The organism is Burkholderia sp. BCC1047 (genome assembly GCF_902833155.1).
In the GTDB taxonomy this organism is placed as follows: domain Bacteria; phylum Pseudomonadota; class Gammaproteobacteria; order Burkholderiales; family Burkholderiaceae; genus Burkholderia; species Burkholderia sola.
This window is the reverse complement of sequence record NZ_CADFEH010000024.1, coordinates 91,085-104,937: the sequence shown is the minus strand read 5'-3', so window position 1 is coordinate 104,937 and position 13,853 is coordinate 91,085. Positions and strand designations below refer to the sequence as shown.

Annotated in this window: 13 protein-coding genes; 8 read left to right on the top strand and 5 right to left on the bottom strand. The window is 69.6% G+C overall.

Going from position 1 to position 13,853, the window contains the following annotated elements; translation table 11 throughout:
• Positions 1 to 75: 75 nt before the first annotated feature.
• Entirely contained in the window at positions 76 to 1,638 is a 1,563-nt protein-coding gene (locus HWX55_RS23585; RefSeq protein WP_175977474.1) for an AMP-binding protein, read from the top strand.
• 69 nt (positions 1,639 to 1,707) lie between these two features.
• On the opposite strand, the gene xerD is transcribed toward HWX55_RS23585, so the two are convergent.
• From xerD to queG, 3 genes are all read right to left on the bottom strand, one after another.
• Positions 1,708 to 2,670, bottom strand: coding sequence for a site-specific tyrosine recombinase XerD (xerD, locus tag HWX55_RS23580; RefSeq protein WP_175977473.1), 963 nt, complete (start codon positions 2,668 to 2,670; stop codon positions 1,708 to 1,710).
• The gene (locus HWX55_RS23575; protein ID WP_175977472.1) at positions 2,667 to 3,137 is read right to left on the bottom strand and encodes a methylated-DNA--[protein]-cysteine S-methyltransferase; all 471 of its coding nucleotides are present in this window, start codon (positions 3,135 to 3,137) and stop codon (positions 2,667 to 2,669) included. Before HWX55_RS23575 ends, xerD begins: the two co-directional genes overlap by 4 nt.
• 63 nt (positions 3,138 to 3,200) lie before the next feature.
• Positions 3,201 to 4,436: a tRNA epoxyqueuosine(34) reductase QueG gene (gene queG / locus HWX55_RS23570; RefSeq protein WP_175977471.1), complete on the bottom strand. Its 1,236-nt coding sequence runs from the start codon at positions 4,434 to 4,436 to the stop codon at positions 3,201 to 3,203.
• A 17-nt stretch (positions 4,437 to 4,453) separates the two neighbouring features.
• On the opposite strand from queG, the gene tsaE reads away from it, so the two are divergent.
• The gene (tsaE, locus tag HWX55_RS23565) at positions 4,454 to 5,005 is read left to right on the top strand and encodes a tRNA (adenosine(37)-N6)-threonylcarbamoyltransferase complex ATPase subunit type 1 TsaE (RefSeq protein WP_126363041.1); all 552 of its coding nucleotides are present in this window, start codon (positions 4,454 to 4,456) and stop codon (positions 5,003 to 5,005) included.
• A complete protein-coding gene (locus tag HWX55_RS23560; protein ID WP_175977470.1) occupies positions 4,987 to 6,519 on the top strand; it encodes an N-acetylmuramoyl-L-alanine amidase in 1,533 nt (510 codons plus the stop codon). Before tsaE ends, HWX55_RS23560 begins: the two co-directional genes overlap by 19 nt.
• 45 nt (positions 6,520 to 6,564) lie before the next feature.
• On the opposite strand, the gene HWX55_RS23555 is transcribed toward HWX55_RS23560, so the two are convergent.
• A complete protein-coding gene (locus tag HWX55_RS23555) occupies positions 6,565 to 7,443 on the bottom strand; it encodes an EamA family transporter (protein ID WP_175977498.1) in 879 nt (292 codons plus the stop codon).
• 217 nt (positions 7,444 to 7,660) lie between these two features.
• Between HWX55_RS23555 and HWX55_RS23550 the strand changes: the two genes are divergently transcribed.
• Both HWX55_RS23550 and trxA read left to right on the top strand, forming a co-directional pair.
• Positions 7,661 to 8,542, top strand: a complete 882-nt coding sequence (locus HWX55_RS23550) for a pirin family protein (protein WP_175977469.1) — start codon at positions 7,661 to 7,663, stop codon at positions 8,540 to 8,542.
• A gap of 52 nt (positions 8,543 to 8,594) precedes the next feature.
• On the top strand, positions 8,595 to 9,443 hold the full coding sequence (gene trxA / locus HWX55_RS23545) for a thioredoxin (protein ID WP_050017034.1): 849 nt from the start codon (positions 8,595 to 8,597) through the stop codon (positions 9,441 to 9,443).
• 107 nt (positions 9,444 to 9,550) lie between these two features.
• Here trxA and HWX55_RS23540 read toward each other — a convergent pair whose 3' ends face one another.
• Positions 9,551 to 10,408: a tRNA threonylcarbamoyladenosine dehydratase gene (locus HWX55_RS23540; RefSeq protein WP_050017033.1), complete on the bottom strand. Its 858-nt coding sequence runs from the start codon at positions 10,406 to 10,408 to the stop codon at positions 9,551 to 9,553.
• 128 nt (positions 10,409 to 10,536) lie between these two features.
• Between HWX55_RS23540 and pdxH the strand changes: the two genes are divergently transcribed.
• The 3 genes from pdxH (at position 10,537) to HWX55_RS23525 (ending at position 13,845) form a co-directional block, all read left to right on the top strand.
• On the top strand, positions 10,537 to 11,181 hold the full coding sequence (gene pdxH, locus HWX55_RS23535; RefSeq protein ID WP_050017032.1) for a pyridoxamine 5'-phosphate oxidase: 645 nt from the start codon (positions 10,537 to 10,539) through the stop codon (positions 11,179 to 11,181).
• 121 nt (positions 11,182 to 11,302) lie between these two features.
• On the top strand, positions 11,303 to 12,523 hold the full coding sequence (locus HWX55_RS23530) for a cyclopropane-fatty-acyl-phospholipid synthase family protein (RefSeq protein WP_175977468.1): 1,221 nt from the start codon (positions 11,303 to 11,305) through the stop codon (positions 12,521 to 12,523).
• Between the two features lie 23 nt (positions 12,524 to 12,546).
• Positions 12,547 to 13,845 carry a DUF72 domain-containing protein gene (locus HWX55_RS23525; protein ID WP_175977467.1) on the top strand — a complete coding sequence of 433 codons (1,299 nt, stop codon included), beginning with the start codon at positions 12,547 to 12,549 and terminating at the stop codon, positions 13,843 to 13,845.
• The last annotated feature ends 8 nt before the right edge of the window (positions 13,846 to 13,853 follow it).

Below are 13,853 nucleotides of genomic sequence, written 5' to 3'. Positions count from 1 at the left end.
TGTGGCGCGCGCGCCCTCATGGCACGATCGTTCGCAAATATCGTCGGCGCCGCCGGCCCCTCATCTGGAGACGCCATGTCCTCGCCCATCCGTTCATCCGAATCGCTCGACGTCGATGCGCTGCTCGCCGCGCTGCCGCGCCGCATCGCCGACGTGCCCGCGCACCGGGCCGCGCAGTCGCCCGCGCATCCGGCGCTGATCGAGGATGCGCGCCGGCTGTCGTACGGCGAGCTGGCGCAGGCCGTCGACGCGGCGGCCGCACGACTGGCGGGCCTCGGCGTGCAAGGCGGCGACCGCGTGATGATCGTCGCGGAGAACTGCGTCGCGCAGATCGTGCTGCTGTTCGCGGCCGCGCGCCTCGACGCCTGGGCGCTCGTGTCGAACGCGCGGCTGTCGGCCGCCGAGCTCGACGCGATCGCCGTGCACGCGCGTCCGAAGCTGATCGCGTTCACGACCGACGCATCGGCCGACGCACGCGCCCACGCCGAGCGGCTCGGCGCGACGCCCGCCGGCGTGCTGCCGGTCGACATCGGCGCGTGGTCGTATCGCGTCGATGCGGGCGCGCCCGCCGAACCGGTGGCCGCCGACGGCGCCGGGCAATGCGCGGCGCTGATCTACACGACCGGCACGACCGGCGCGCCGAAAGGCGTGATGCTGTCGCACCGCAACCTGCTGTTCATCGCGGCGATATCGAGCACGCTGCGCCGCGTGTCGCCGGACGACGTCGTCTACACGGTGCTGCCCGTGTCGCACGTGTACGGGCTCGCGTCGGTGTGCGTCGGCAGCCTGTACGCAGGCGCGACGCTGCGGCTCGCGCCGCGCTTTTCGCCGGAAGCCGTGCGTGTCGCGCTCGCCGACGAAGGCGTGACGATCTTCCAGGGCGTGCCCGCGATGCACGCGAAGCTGCTCGAACACCTGCACACGCACGGCCACGCCTGGCGCGCGCCGCGGCTGCGCTTCGCGTATTCGGGCGGCTCGCCGCTCGATGCGAACCTGAAGGCCCGCGTCGAGCGCCTGTACGGCGTGCCGCTGCACAACGGCTACGGTATGACCGAAAGCAGCCCGACGATCACGCAGACGCCGCTCGACGCGCCGCGCGCGGACAGTTCGGTCGGCGTGCCGATTCCGGGCGTCGACATGCGGATCGTCGCGCCGGACGGCACCGACGTGCCGCCGGGCGAAGTCGGCGAGATCCGCGTGCGCGGGCCGAACGTGATGCTCGGCTACTACCGCGACGCGGACGCGACGCGCGCGGCCGTGTCGCCGGACGGCTGGCTGAGCACCGGCGACCTCGCGCGGCAGGACGCGGACGGCGCGGTGACGATCGTGGGCCGCAGCAAGGAGCTGATCATCCGCTCGGGCTTCAACGTGTATCCGGTCGAGGTCGAACAGGTGCTGAATGCGCATCCGGACGTCGTGCAGGCGGCCGTGATCGGCCGCGCGATCGACGGCAACGAGGAAGTGCTCGCGTTCGTCGAGCGGGTGCCCGGCGCGGCGGCGGACGAGGCGGCATTGCACGCGTGGTGCGCGGATCGGCTCACCGCTTACAAGCGCCCTGCGCACATTCGCGTGCTCGATGCGCTGCCGGCCGCGTCGACCGGCAAGGTGCTCAAGCACCGGCTGCGCGAGCTGGTCTGACGCGGCCGCCGGCGCGCTGCGCGAGTCCGCATTGCAGTCCGCGCCGCGCGAATGCACGCGCGTCGCGTGTCAGCCGCGCGGATGATGCTGCGCGTGCAGCGTCCTGAGCCGCTCGCGCGCGACGTGCGTATAGATCTGCGTGGTCGAGATGTCGCTGTGGCCGAGCAGCAGCTGCACGACGCGCAGGTCGGCGCCGTGGTTCAGCAGGTGCGTCGCGAACGCGTGCCGCAGCGTGTGCGGCGACAGGTGCGCGCGCACGTCGGCCTGCTGCGCGTGACGCTTGATGATGTTCCAGAACTGCTGGCGCGTCATCCCGTCGCCGCGCGCGGTCACGAACAGCGCATCGGCCGCGCGTGCGCCGAGCAGCGCCGGCCGCGCATCGCGCAGGTAGCGTTCGATCCACCCGTGCGCGACTTCGCCGAACGGCACGAGCCGCTCCTTCGAGCCCTTGCCCATCACGCGCACGACGCCTTCGTTGAGGCCGACCTCGACCGTCTTCAGCGTCACGAGTTCGCTCACGCGCAGCCCGCTCGCGTACATCAGCTCGAGCATCGTGCGATCGCGCAGGCCGAGCGGCGTGCCGATGTCGGGCGCGCCGAGCAGCGCCTCGACCTGCGCCTCGGACAGCGTCGACGGGAATCGGGCCGCCTGTTTCGCGGACGTGATCCGCAGCGTCGGGTCGGCGCTCGCGCGATGCTCGCGCACGGCCCAGCCGTAATAGCGGCGGAACACGGACAGCCGCCGGTTCGACGACGTCGCCTTGCCGTCGCTGCGCGCGGCGATGTAGCCGGTCACCATCGCCTCGTCGGCCGAGTCGAGCGGCGCGTCGTGCGTCGCGGCCAGCCAGTGGGAAAACAGCGCCAGGTCGCGGCGGTACGCATCGAGCGTGTTGCGCGCGAGCCCGTGCTCGAGCCACAGCGCATCGCAGAACACGTCGATCGACGCGCGGCTCGCGAGCAGCGCGGGCGATGCCGCGACGGCGTCGATCTCGCTGTCGTTGTCGGCGCGGGGGGAAATCATCGGTTCGCTCATTGGTACGACACGCCCTCGTGCGCCAGCAGCCAGCGCTTCACTTTCTGGTAATAGCCGTTGTCGTCGTGGTTCGCGAATCCGCCGAGGCCGCCCGCCGCGACGACGCGATGGCACGGAATCACGAGCGGGAAGTAGTTCGCGCCGCACGCCTGGCCGACCGCGCGCGGCGCGCTGCCGATCCGCTTCGCGACCTGGCCGTAGGTCAGCACGGTACCGGGCGGGATGTCGCTGATCACGTCCCACACGCGGTGCTGGAACGCACTGCCGACGTCGGCGAGCGGCAGGTCGAAGCGCGCCGATGCGCGCTCGAAATAACGTTCGATCTGCTCGACCGCGCGCTTCGCGAGCGCCGAGTCCGGATCGACCGACTTCATCGATTCGGGCAGATAGACGATCTCGCGCACCACCGCGGCATCCGTGCGGATGCCGACCTTGCCGAACGGCGCGTCGATGACTGCGTTGAACATGGACTTCTCCTGACCGGGATGCGCGCGGCCCTGCCCACGCGCCGACGACACTTTACGCCGCCTTCACGCGGCTCGCAGCGCCCATTCGACATGCTCGCGCACGATCGGCGACGGATCGTCGGCCCGCGCGCGCAGCGCGGCGACGATCGCGTCGCGCGCGGGCGGCGCGAGCCGGTCCGCGCCGGCGCGCAACGCGTTGCCGAGCCCGACCGCGAGATTGCGCAGCCAGCTTTCGTAGCCGATGCGCCGGATCGCGCTGCCCTGCATCCGCGTGTCGAATGCCTCCGCGTCCCACGCGAACAGCTCGACGAGCGTCGCGCGGTCGAGGCCGTGCCGCACGTCGAAGTCGGCGACGGGCGCGGCCTGCGCGAACTTGTTCCACGGGCACACGAGCTGGCAGTCGTCGCAGCCGTACACGCGATTGCCGATCATCGGCCGCAGCGGTTCCGGGATGCTGCCTTTCAGTTCGATCGTCAGATACGAGATGCAGCGGCGCGCGTCGACGCGGTACGGCTCGACGATCGCGCCGGTCGGGCACGCGTCGATGCAGCGCGTGCAGCTGCCGCAGTGCGCGCCGGGCGCCTCGGGCGCGGTGCCGGGCGACGTGTGCGCGTCGGTCGGCAGCGGCAGGTCGACGTAGATCTCGCCGAGAAAAAACAGCGAGCCGGCATCGCGCTGCAGCAGCAGCGTGTGCTTGCCGCGCCAGCCGACCCCGGCCTTCTGCGCGAGCTCGACTTCGAGCACGGGCGCCGAATCGGTGAACACGCGGTAGCCGAACCCGCCGATCTCGTGCTCGATGCGCTCCGCGAGCGTCTGCAACCGGTGGCGCAGCACCTTGTGATAGTCGCGGCCGCGCGCATAGATCGACACGACGGCCGCCTGCGGATCGTCGAGCCGCGCCCGTTCGCGCGCGCGCCAGTCGTGCGGCGCGAGCGCGCCGGGCTCGTCGTCGGGCGTGTCGGCCGCGAGCGTTTCGGCCGGCACATAGGCGAGCCGCACGGAAATCACGCGTCGCGTACCGGCCACAAGTTCGGCCGGCCGCGCGCGTTTCATCCCATGTTTGGCCATATAATCCATTTCGCCGTGGTATCCGGCTTCCAGCCAGGCGGCGAGGCCCGCTTCGGCATCCGAGAGATCGGTGTCGCTGATGCCGATCGCCCCGAAACCCAATTCGCGCCCCCACGCCCTGATGCGAGCGGCGAGCGCAGTCAACGCCGCATCGTCGAGCGCGCACGGCGCCGCGCCTTCGCCATGAGTCGAAGGCCTGTCGGATGCGGCGCGTTCCGGTAGTCGGTTCATCGCACTATTTTACGAGAATGCCAGCCACGTCCAGCCAACCGCCTCAAGCCATGTTGCCCGCCCCGCTCGCGGAGCGCGTGATCGCGCTCGCCGACGAAGCGGCAACCGAGGCCTTCGGCACCCGCTTCGCGCACGCGCTCGACGCGGCGCGCATCGAGCTCGGCCGCGCCCATGCGTTCGACGGGCTGCAGATCCAGCTGGTCGGCGATCTCGGCGCGGGCAAGACGACCCTCGTGCGCGCGATCCTGCGCGGCCTCGGCCATCCGGGGCGCGTGCGCAGCCCGACCTATACGCTCGTCGAGCCGTACGCGCTCGAACGCAGCGATGGGGAACTCGAGGTCTATCACTTCGATCTGTATCGATTCAACGATCCGGCCGAATGGTCCGATGCAGGCTTTCGCGAATATTTCAATTCCAGCGCGATCTGCCTCGTCGAATGGCCGCAACAGGCGGGCGCGCTGCTCGGCGTGCCCGATCTGGTTTTCTCGCTCGACGTGGACGGCGACGGCCGTGCCCTCACCGTCCGGGCGTACAGCGCTTCAGGAAAGGCATGTCTCGAAAGATGTTGATCAAACCGTTCCGCTCGATCGAATCGGCGGCCACCGCGACGCACAACTGGCGGCGCCGTCAGATCCTGCGCGCGGGGGCGTCGACACTGGTGCTCGGTCTCGTCGCGCCGCGGCTCGCGCATGCGTCGTCGGTGCTCGGCGTGCGCGTGTGGCCCGCACGCGATTACACGCGCGTCACGATCGAATCCGACCAGCCTCTGCAGAATAGCCAACAGCTGCTGCAGGGTCCCGACCGTCTGGTCGTCGATCTGAACGGCCTGGACCTCGACCAGGCGCTGCGCGACCTCGTATCGAAGATCGCGCCGAACGATCCGCAGATCCAGTCGGTGCGCGTCGGCCAGTATCAGCCGCACGTCGTGCGGATGGTGTTCGACCTGAAGGGCTCGGTGAAGCCGCAGGTGTTCACGCTGCCGCCCGTCGGCACCTACAAGTACCGGCTCGTGTTCGACCTGTATCCGGCCGTCGCGCCCGATCCGCTGTCCGACCTGATCGCGCAGACGGAACGCAAGGAACAGGCGCTCAACGACACCGCGCGCGCGCAGCAGATGCAGCCGCCGTCCACGCTGTCCGGCCCGGGCACCCCGCCGGCCGGCGCGGGCGCGGGCGACAACAGCGACGCGTTCTTCCAGCGTTTCGCGCAGAACACGCCGGCCACGCCGCATACGCCGCCGGCCGCCGGTGCGCCGTCGACGCCCGCGAAGCCGGCCGTCAAGCCGCCGCCCGTCATCGCGCGCCGCGACGACAACGACGACGACGGCGACACCTACAAGTTCACCGCGCCAAAATCCGGCAAGGGCGGCACGGTACGCCTGCTGACGGTCGCGATCGATCCGGGCCACGGCGGCGAGGATCCGGGCGCGATCGGCGGCGGCGGCACGTACGAGAAGCACATCGCGCTCGACATCGCGAAGAAGCTGCGCGCGAAGATCGACGCCGCGCCGAACATGCGCGCGATGATGACGCGCGACGCCGATTTCTTCGTGCCGCTGAACGTGCGCGTGCAGAAAGCGCGCCGCGTCGGCGCCGACCTGTTCGTGTCGATCCACGCGGATGCGTTCACGACGCCGTCCGCGCGCGGCTCGTCGGTATTCGCGCTGTCCGACCACGGCGCGACGAGCGCCGCGGCGCGCTGGATGGCGAACAAGGAGAATTCGTCGGACCTGATCGGCGGCATCAATATCAAGACGGCGGACGCGGCGGTGAACCGCGCGCTGTTCGACATGTCGACGACCGCGCAGATCCGCGACTCGCTGCGCTACGGCAACTACGTGCTGAAGGAAGTGGGCGGCATCAACAAGCTGCACAAGGGCTCGGTCGAGCAGGCCGGGTTCGCGGTGCTGAAGGCGCCCGACATTCCGTCGATCCTCGTCGAGACCGCGTTCATCAGCAACCCGGACGAAGAACGCCGCCTCAACGACGACAGCTATCGCGACGAGATGGCCGACGCGATCTTCCGCGGCATCAAGCGTTATTTCGCTGCGAACCCGCCGCTCGCGAAGAACCGGATGGCCTGAGCGTCATCCGTTCCCTGCCGCCGGCACGCCGCGCGTGCCGGCGCGTCACGACGCCGCGAAGCGGCTCAGCAGTTTCCCGCCGAACACGTTCACCGCGAGTCCGCCCATTACGAGCGCGGCGCCGATCAGCTGCGATTGCGTCAGATGCTCGTCGAGCAGCAGCGCCGACGACGCGAGCCCGACGATCGGCACCAGCAGCGAGAACTGCGCGACCTGCGCGGCCGGATAGCGCGACAGCAGGCGGCTCCACAGCCCGTAGCCGAGCAGCGTCGCGACGAACGCGAGATAGACGACCGCGAAGATCGACGCGCCGTCGAGCCCGGCGAGCGCGGTCGCGATCCGCCGCGGCCCCTCGAACCACAGCGACAGCAGGAAGAACGGCACGGGCGGCACGAGGCTCGCCCACACGACGAGCGACACGAGGTTGGCCTTCCCGACCTTCTTCGTGACGATGTTGCCGACGGCCCACATCGCGGCCGAGCAGATCGTCAGCAGGAAGCCCGCGAGCGTCATCGCGCGGCCGCCCTGCGCGGCGATCACGACGAGCCCGCCCGCGGCGATCGCGAGCCCGACCAGGTTCTGCACGCGCAGCCGCTCACCGAGGAACAGCATCGCGAACACCAGCGTGAAGAACGCCTGCGACTGCAGCACGAGCGACGCGAGGCCGGCCGGCATCCCGACGTACATGCCGGTGAACAGGAACACGAACTGGCCGAGCTGGATCGTCGCGCCGTACAGCACCAGCAGCCGCCACGAAATCTGCGGCCGCCGCACGAAGAACACCGCCGGCACGGCCGCGAGCGTGAAGCGCAGCGCGCCGAGCAGCATCGGCGGCATGCCGTGCAGGCCGACCTTGATCACGACGAAGTTCACGCCCCACGCCAGGATCACGACCAACGCGAGCAGCAAGTCCTTCGGGGCCATCATCGGCGTCTCCTCGATTGTCGAATTGTCGTTGTGAAGCCGGTCAGTCTACCGGGTTTCGCCGCCGCGCCCGATACCCGCGCGGCGCATATGGAATCGGCGGCGGACGCGGCGGCTTGTGCAGCGCGGCGGACGCAGCACGACGCGTGCCTGCCGCGGCCGCCTCGCGCCGCCAGTACAATGACCGCCAACCCAGCCGTTCCCCACGAGGCCCGCCATGACCGACTCGATCAAAGCCCTGCTGAAGCCGCACGTGCGCGACATCGGCAACCTGCAGGTGCGCCGCACGCTGCCCGCGCTCGCCGCACGCCTCGTCGGCCCGTTCATCTTCTTCGATCACATGGGGCCCGCCGCGCTGCCGGCCGGCACGGGGCTCGACGTGCGCCCGCATCCGCACATCGGACTCGCGACGGTCACCTACCTGTTCGACGGCGCGATCCTGCACCGCGACAGCCTCGGCTCGCTGCAGGAGATCGTCCCCGGCGACGTGAACTGGATGACGGCCGGCCGCGGGATCGTCCACTCCGAACGCACGCCCGACGCGCAGCGCGCGAGCGGCCACACCGTGCACGGGATCCAGACCTGGGTCGCGCTGCCGAAAACGCACGAGGCGACCGAGCCGTCGTTCGAGCACCACGCGGCCGACACGCTGCCCAAGCGCGATGAAAACGGCGTCGCGCTGACGGTGATCGCCGGCGACGCGTTCGGGCTGCATTCGCCCGTGACGACGTTCTCGCGCACGCTGTACGTCGCGGCCGAATTCGCGGTCGGCGGCCGGCTCGAACTCGATGCGTCGCACGAGGAGCGCGCGGTCTACGTGGTCGATGGCGATCTCGCGATCGACGGCACGCCGGTGCCGGCCGAACGGATGGCCGTGCTCGCGCCGGGCGCGACGGTTGCGCTGACGAGCGGCAGCGGTGCGCGCGCGATGCTGCTCGGCGGCGACCGGATCGACGGCGAACGCTTCATCGAATGGAATTTCGTCGCGAGCAGCCGCGACGCGATCGAGCACGCGAAAGCGGCATGGACGCGCCAGGAAATGGGCAAGGTGCCCGGCGAGACCGAGTGGATTCCGCTGCCCGAATCGAAGCCGCGTTGAAAAAGCGGCGCGCCGCCCCCATCCTGACGATATTCGAACGGAAGAGAACGACATGGACACCACGCTTGCCACATTCGAGAAAGACGTCATCGAGGCGTCGCTGGACACGCCCGTGCTGGTCGACTTCTGGGCGCCGTGGTGCGGCCCCTGCAAGACGCTCGGCCCGCTGCTGGAAAAGCTCGAAGCCGATTACGCCGGCCGCTGGAAGCTCGTGAAGGTCAACGTCGACGAGAACCAGGAACTCGCCGCGCACTTCCAGACGCGCAGCATCCCGCACGTGATCGCGTTCGCCGACGGGCGGCCGGTCGACCAGTTCGTCGGCGTGCTACCCGAAGGGCAGTTGCGCGCGTTCCTCGACCGGCTACTGCCGGCGGCCGAGGAAGCCGAGCGCCGCGCCGCGCAGTACGCGATGGCCGAACAACGCTTCGACGATGCACTCACGCACCTCGAAGCGGCGCTCGCGCTGAACCCCGGCTACGACGACGCGCGCCTCGACCTGATCGAGCTGCTGCTCGCGCGCAACGAAGTCGACGCCGCGCGCGCGGAGACCGAGCGCCTGTCGCCGCAGACCGTGCAGAACGGCGACCCGCGCTACCAGGCGATCAAGACCCGTTTCGACGCGCTCGACGCCACGGCCGACCTGCCGCCGACCGACGCGCTCGAGGCACGCATCGCGGCGAACCCGGCCGATCTCGACGCACGCTTCGACCTCGCGCAGAGCCTGATCGCGCGGCGCGCGTACGAAGGGGCGCTGGAGCAGTTGCTGGAAATCGTGACGCGCGATCGCGCATACGGCGACGACCTCGGCCGCCGCACGATGATCTCGGTGTTCGAACTGGCCGGCGATCGCCCCGACCTCGTCGCCGCATGGCGACGCAAGCTGAGCATGGCGCTCAATTGACCTGACGCGCGACCGGCCGGCCTGCAACGGCCCGGCTGCGCGCCGTATCGCCCGCGGCGCGCTCCCCGCGCCGCGGCATCATCCTTCCCTGCGCGCGCGCCGCGCGCTCAGCCGGCCGCCTGTGCCGCGATCGCCCGCAGCGCATGCGCGGCAGCCGCGAAACCGAAGCTCGCGGTCACGCACACGCTCGAACCGAAGCCTGCGCAGTTGAGCCCCGCGACGTGCGCGGCAGCGGACGGCTCCGCGCCGTCCTCGATGTCGCAGGCCGCCGCTTCCGGATAGATCAGCGGCTCGTCCGAATACACGGCGCTGACCTTGAAGCGCGCCTTCGGCCCGCGCGGAAAACCGTGCTGCTTGCGCAATTGCGCGCGCACCTTCGACAACAGCGGATCCTGGATCGTCAGCGCGAGATCGTCGATGCGGATGCGCGTCGGGTCGAGCTGCCCGCCCGCGCCGCCGACGACGATCAACGGCTGCCGTTTCGCGACGCACCATGCGATCAGCGCGACCTTCGTGCGCACGCTGTCGATCGCATCGATCACGTAGTCGAAGCCGCCGCCGAGCAGCGCGTCGAAGTTGTCGGGCTCGACGAAATCCTCGATCCGGTTCACGCGGCACGCGGGATCGATCAGCGCGATCCGCTCGGCCATCGCGTCGACCTTCGGCTTGCCGTAATTGCCGTCGAGCGCATGGACCTGCCGGTTCGTGTTGCTTTCCGCAACGTTGTCGAGATCGATCAGCGTCAGCGTGCCGACCGCGTTGCGCGCGAGCGCCTCGGCCACCCACGACCCGACGCCGCCGATCCCGATCACCGCGACGTGCGCCCGCTCGAACGCGGCGGCCGCCGGCGCGCCGTACAGGCGCGCGACGCCGCCGAAACGCCGGGCGCGATCCACGTCAAGCTGGATTTCCGGGGTCGGGGTAAGATCGGAAGAACGGGGCGGGGCAGCGTCGGCGGAGGACATGGCAGCAAGGAAAACGTAAGTCGTGCAGCCCTCTATTTTGCCTGAACTCCCCGCTCCCCCGCCCCACTGTGCACGCACGATTCTCGCGCGTTAGCTATACTGGCCCCAGATTGAAGCGTTTGCATAACATGACGACTCTCGCCGATCTTCGCATCAACTATTCGCGTGCTTCGCTCGACGAAGCCGATGCCGCCCCCGACCCGTTCGCCCAGTTCGATCGCTGGTTCAAGGAGGCGCTCGCCGCCAAGCTGCCGGAGCCGAACACGATGACGCTCGCGACCGTCGGCGCCGACGGCCGGCCGTCGGCCCGAATCGTGCTCATCAAGGGCGTCGACGAACGCGGGTTCGTCTTCTTCACCAATTACGACAGCCGCAAGGGCCACGATCTCGCCGTGCATCCGCAAGCCGCGCTGCTGTTCTACTGGATCGAGCTCGAGCGCCAGGTGCGCATCGAGGGCCGGATCGAGAAAACCAGCGCGGAAGAAAGCGACCGCTATTTCGCGTCGCGCCCGCTCGGCTCGCGCATCGGCGCATGGGCGTCGGACCAGAGCACCGTGATCGACAGCCGCGCGACGCTCGAAGCGCGCGAGCAGGCCGTCAGCGAACGCTACGGCGACAACCCGCCGCGCCCGCCGCACTGGGGCGGCTACCGCCTCGTGCCGGACGCGATCGAATTCTGGCAGGGGCGCCCGTCGCGGCTGCACGACCGCCTGCTCTATACGCGCGACGCCGCGGCGGCGCCGGGCTGGACGATCTCGCGCCTATCGCCGTAAGCGCGGCGCCGGCGTGCGCCGGTCGTGTCTCGTGTTGCATCCGGGTGCCTGCGCCGCAAGCGGTGGGCGCCGGTCAAGATACTTGGCTGTATTCGATTCAACGAACAAACGGAGAATCCAAATGTTCTGGGAAAAGAAGCTGGCACAGTGGGCGGATGAAGTACGGGCAAAAGCGAACATACCGGCGCGACTCGTGCTGTGGAACGGCGATCAACTCGATTTCGGCACCTTCAGCGCGCCGCAGGTCACGCTGAAGGTGAACAGCGCATCGGCGTTGCCGCTGCTGCTCGAACCGAGCCTCGACAATCTCGGCGAGGCGTACGTGAAGGGCAAGATCGACATCGAAGGCAAGCTGTCGGACATCATCAACATCGGCTACTCGCTCGCGCGCAGCACCGTGACGAGCGCGAGCAAGCTGGCCCGCGTGAAACGCTACTTCAATCACACGAAGAGCACCGACAAGAAGGCGATCCAGTACCACTACGACGTGTCGAACGAGTTCTACCAGCTGTGGCTCGACGAGAACATGGTGTACTCGTGCGCGTACTTCGAGAACGGCGACGAGGATCTCGCCACCGCGCAGATCAAGAAGATCGACCACATCCTGACGAAGATCCAGCTCGAGCCCGGCCAGCGCCTGCTCGACATCGGCTGCGGCTGGGGCGCGCTCGTGCTGCGCGCCGCGCAGAAGTTCGGCGCGACGTGTCTCGGCGTGACGCTGTCGCAGAACCAGTTCGACCTCGCGACCGCGCGCGTGAAGGCCGCGGGGCTCGAGGACAAGATCGAGATTCGTCTGCAGGATTACCGCGAGATCGACGGCCAGTTCGACCGGATCACGAGCGTCGGGATGTTCGAGCACGTCGGCCGCAAGAACCTGCCGCTCTATTTCTCGCGCATCCGCGAGCTGCTGACCGACGACGGCATCGCGATGAATCACGGGATCACGTCGACCGACGCGGAAAGCGGCGAAACGGCGCTCGGCGGCGGCGAATTCATCGATCGCTACGTGTTCCCGGACGGCGAGCTGCCGCACATCAGCCTCGCGCTCGAAGCGGCGCAGCGCGGCGGCCTCGAGGCGGTTGACGTCGAAAGCCTGCGCCGGCACTATGCGCGCACGCTCGATATCTGGACGGAAAACTTCGAAGCGAAAGCCGAGGAAGCGAGAAAGCTCGTCGACGACGAAAAATTCCGCATCTGGCGCGTGTATCTCGCCGGCTGCGCGTATGCGTTCGAGCACGACGACGTGTCGATCTTCCAGATCGTGTGCCGCAAGGCCGGACGCAGCGCGAAAACGCTGCCGTGGTCGCGGCGCTACATGTACGAACACGCGCTGCCGCGCTAGGCCGCGCATCACGCAGGGCATGCATGGGTGACGGCAGGACGCGGCGCAACGCGCCGCCGCAACGACAGCCGCGCGACGACGCCAACGAGTCGCACGCCGACGGGCAATTCGACCTGTTCGGCGTGCCGACGGATGCCGCACGCGCGTCGCCGGCGGACGACGATCGCCCCGCCAGCGCCGATGAGCATGTGACGCCGGACGCGCAGGAGGACGCGCGACCGACGCGGACTGCCCGGCAGACCTCCCGCCCCGCCGCCGACGACGAGCCTGCGCCATCATCCGGCCTGCTATGGGACGAACCGCCCCCGCCAGCCGCCGAGCAGAAGAAAGGCCGCCGCAAGCGCGGCGTACTGCCCGCGCCGATCTCGGCGGACGTGGCCGACGCCGCGGCAGGCCTCCCGCCGAACGTGCGGCTCGGCACGTCGTCGTGGTATTTCCCCGGCTGGAACGGCATCGTCTACGACGGCGATTTCGCGCAGACGAAGCTGTCGCGCGAAGGGCTCGAAGCGTACGGCGCGCATCCGCTGCTGAAGAGCGTGAGCCTCGACCGGTCGTTCTACGGGCCGCTGTCGGTGGCCGACTACCTGCGCTACGCGCAGCAGGTGCCCGACGATTTCCGCTTCGTCGTGAAGGCGCCGGCCGCGGTGACCGACGCGGTGATCCGCGGCCGGCGCGGCGAGCCATCCGGGCCGAACCCGACCTTCCTCGATGCCCAGCTCGCGACCCGCGAATTCGTGCAGCCGTGTCTCGACGGGCTCGGCCGGAAAGCCGGCGTGCTCGTGTTCCAGTTCTCGCCGCTACCCGATCAGCTGCTCGCGGAGCCGGCCGCGCTGATCGACCGGCTCGCCGCGTTCTTCGCGGCGCTGCCGCCGCTGCCGCCGGACGCCGACGGCCCGCGCTACGCGATCGAGATCCGCGACGCGAGCCTGCTCACGCCGCGCTTCATCCGCGCGCTGGCCGCGCTCGGCGTGCGCTACTGCGTCGGCCTGCACGCGCGGATGCCCGACCCGCTGCGCCAGGCCGCCGCGCTCGCGCTGCTCGACGGCGACGCGCCGGGCCCGCTGTTCGTGCGCTGGAGCCTGCACGGCGGCTTCAAGTACGAGCAGGCGAAGGCGAAATACGAGCCGTTCGACAAGCTCGTCGACGAGGATCCGGCCACGCGCTCGGCGCTCGCCGAACTGGCCGCGCGCTACGCGCTGGCCGGGCAGCCGGTGATCATCACGATCAACAACAAGGCGGAAGGCTCCGCGCCGCTGTCGTGCATCGCGCTCGCCCGCGAAATCGCCGCCGCGTGCGCGCAGTGGCGCAACGAGGCGGCTTGACGTTGGTT

Excerpts from the sequence above, each read along its gene's own strand:
- HWX55_RS23585 (WP_175977474.1), top strand. The coding sequence starts at position 76 with ATGTCCTCGCCCATCCGTTCATCCGAATCGCTCGACGTCGATGCGCTG.
- xerD (WP_175977473.1), bottom strand. The coding sequence starts at position 2,670 with ATGAGCGAACCGATGATTTCCCCCCGCGCCGACAACGACAGCGAGATC.
- HWX55_RS23575 (WP_175977472.1), bottom strand. The coding sequence starts at position 3,137 with ATGTTCAACGCAGTCATCGACGCGCCGTTCGGCAAGGTCGGCATCCGC.
- queG (WP_175977471.1), bottom strand. The coding sequence starts at position 4,436 with ATGAACCGACTACCGGAACGCGCCGCATCCGACAGGCCTTCGACTCAT.
- tsaE (WP_126363041.1), top strand. The coding sequence starts at position 4,454 with ATGCCAGCCACGTCCAGCCAACCGCCTCAAGCCATGTTGCCCGCCCCG.
- HWX55_RS23560 (WP_175977470.1), top strand. The coding sequence starts at position 4,987 with ATGTCTCGAAAGATGTTGATCAAACCGTTCCGCTCGATCGAATCGGCG.
- HWX55_RS23555 (WP_175977498.1), bottom strand. The coding sequence starts at position 7,443 with ATGGCCCCGAAGGACTTGCTGCTCGCGTTGGTCGTGATCCTGGCGTGG.
- HWX55_RS23550 (WP_175977469.1), top strand. The coding sequence starts at position 7,661 with ATGACCGACTCGATCAAAGCCCTGCTGAAGCCGCACGTGCGCGACATC.
- trxA (WP_050017034.1), top strand. The coding sequence starts at position 8,595 with ATGGACACCACGCTTGCCACATTCGAGAAAGACGTCATCGAGGCGTCG.
- HWX55_RS23540 (WP_050017033.1), bottom strand. The coding sequence starts at position 10,408 with ATGTCCTCCGCCGACGCTGCCCCGCCCCGTTCTTCCGATCTTACCCCG.
- pdxH (WP_050017032.1), top strand. The coding sequence starts at position 10,537 with ATGACGACTCTCGCCGATCTTCGCATCAACTATTCGCGTGCTTCGCTC.
- HWX55_RS23530 (WP_175977468.1), top strand. The coding sequence starts at position 11,303 with ATGTTCTGGGAAAAGAAGCTGGCACAGTGGGCGGATGAAGTACGGGCA.
- HWX55_RS23525 (WP_175977467.1), top strand. The coding sequence starts at position 12,547 with ATGGGTGACGGCAGGACGCGGCGCAACGCGCCGCCGCAACGACAGCCG.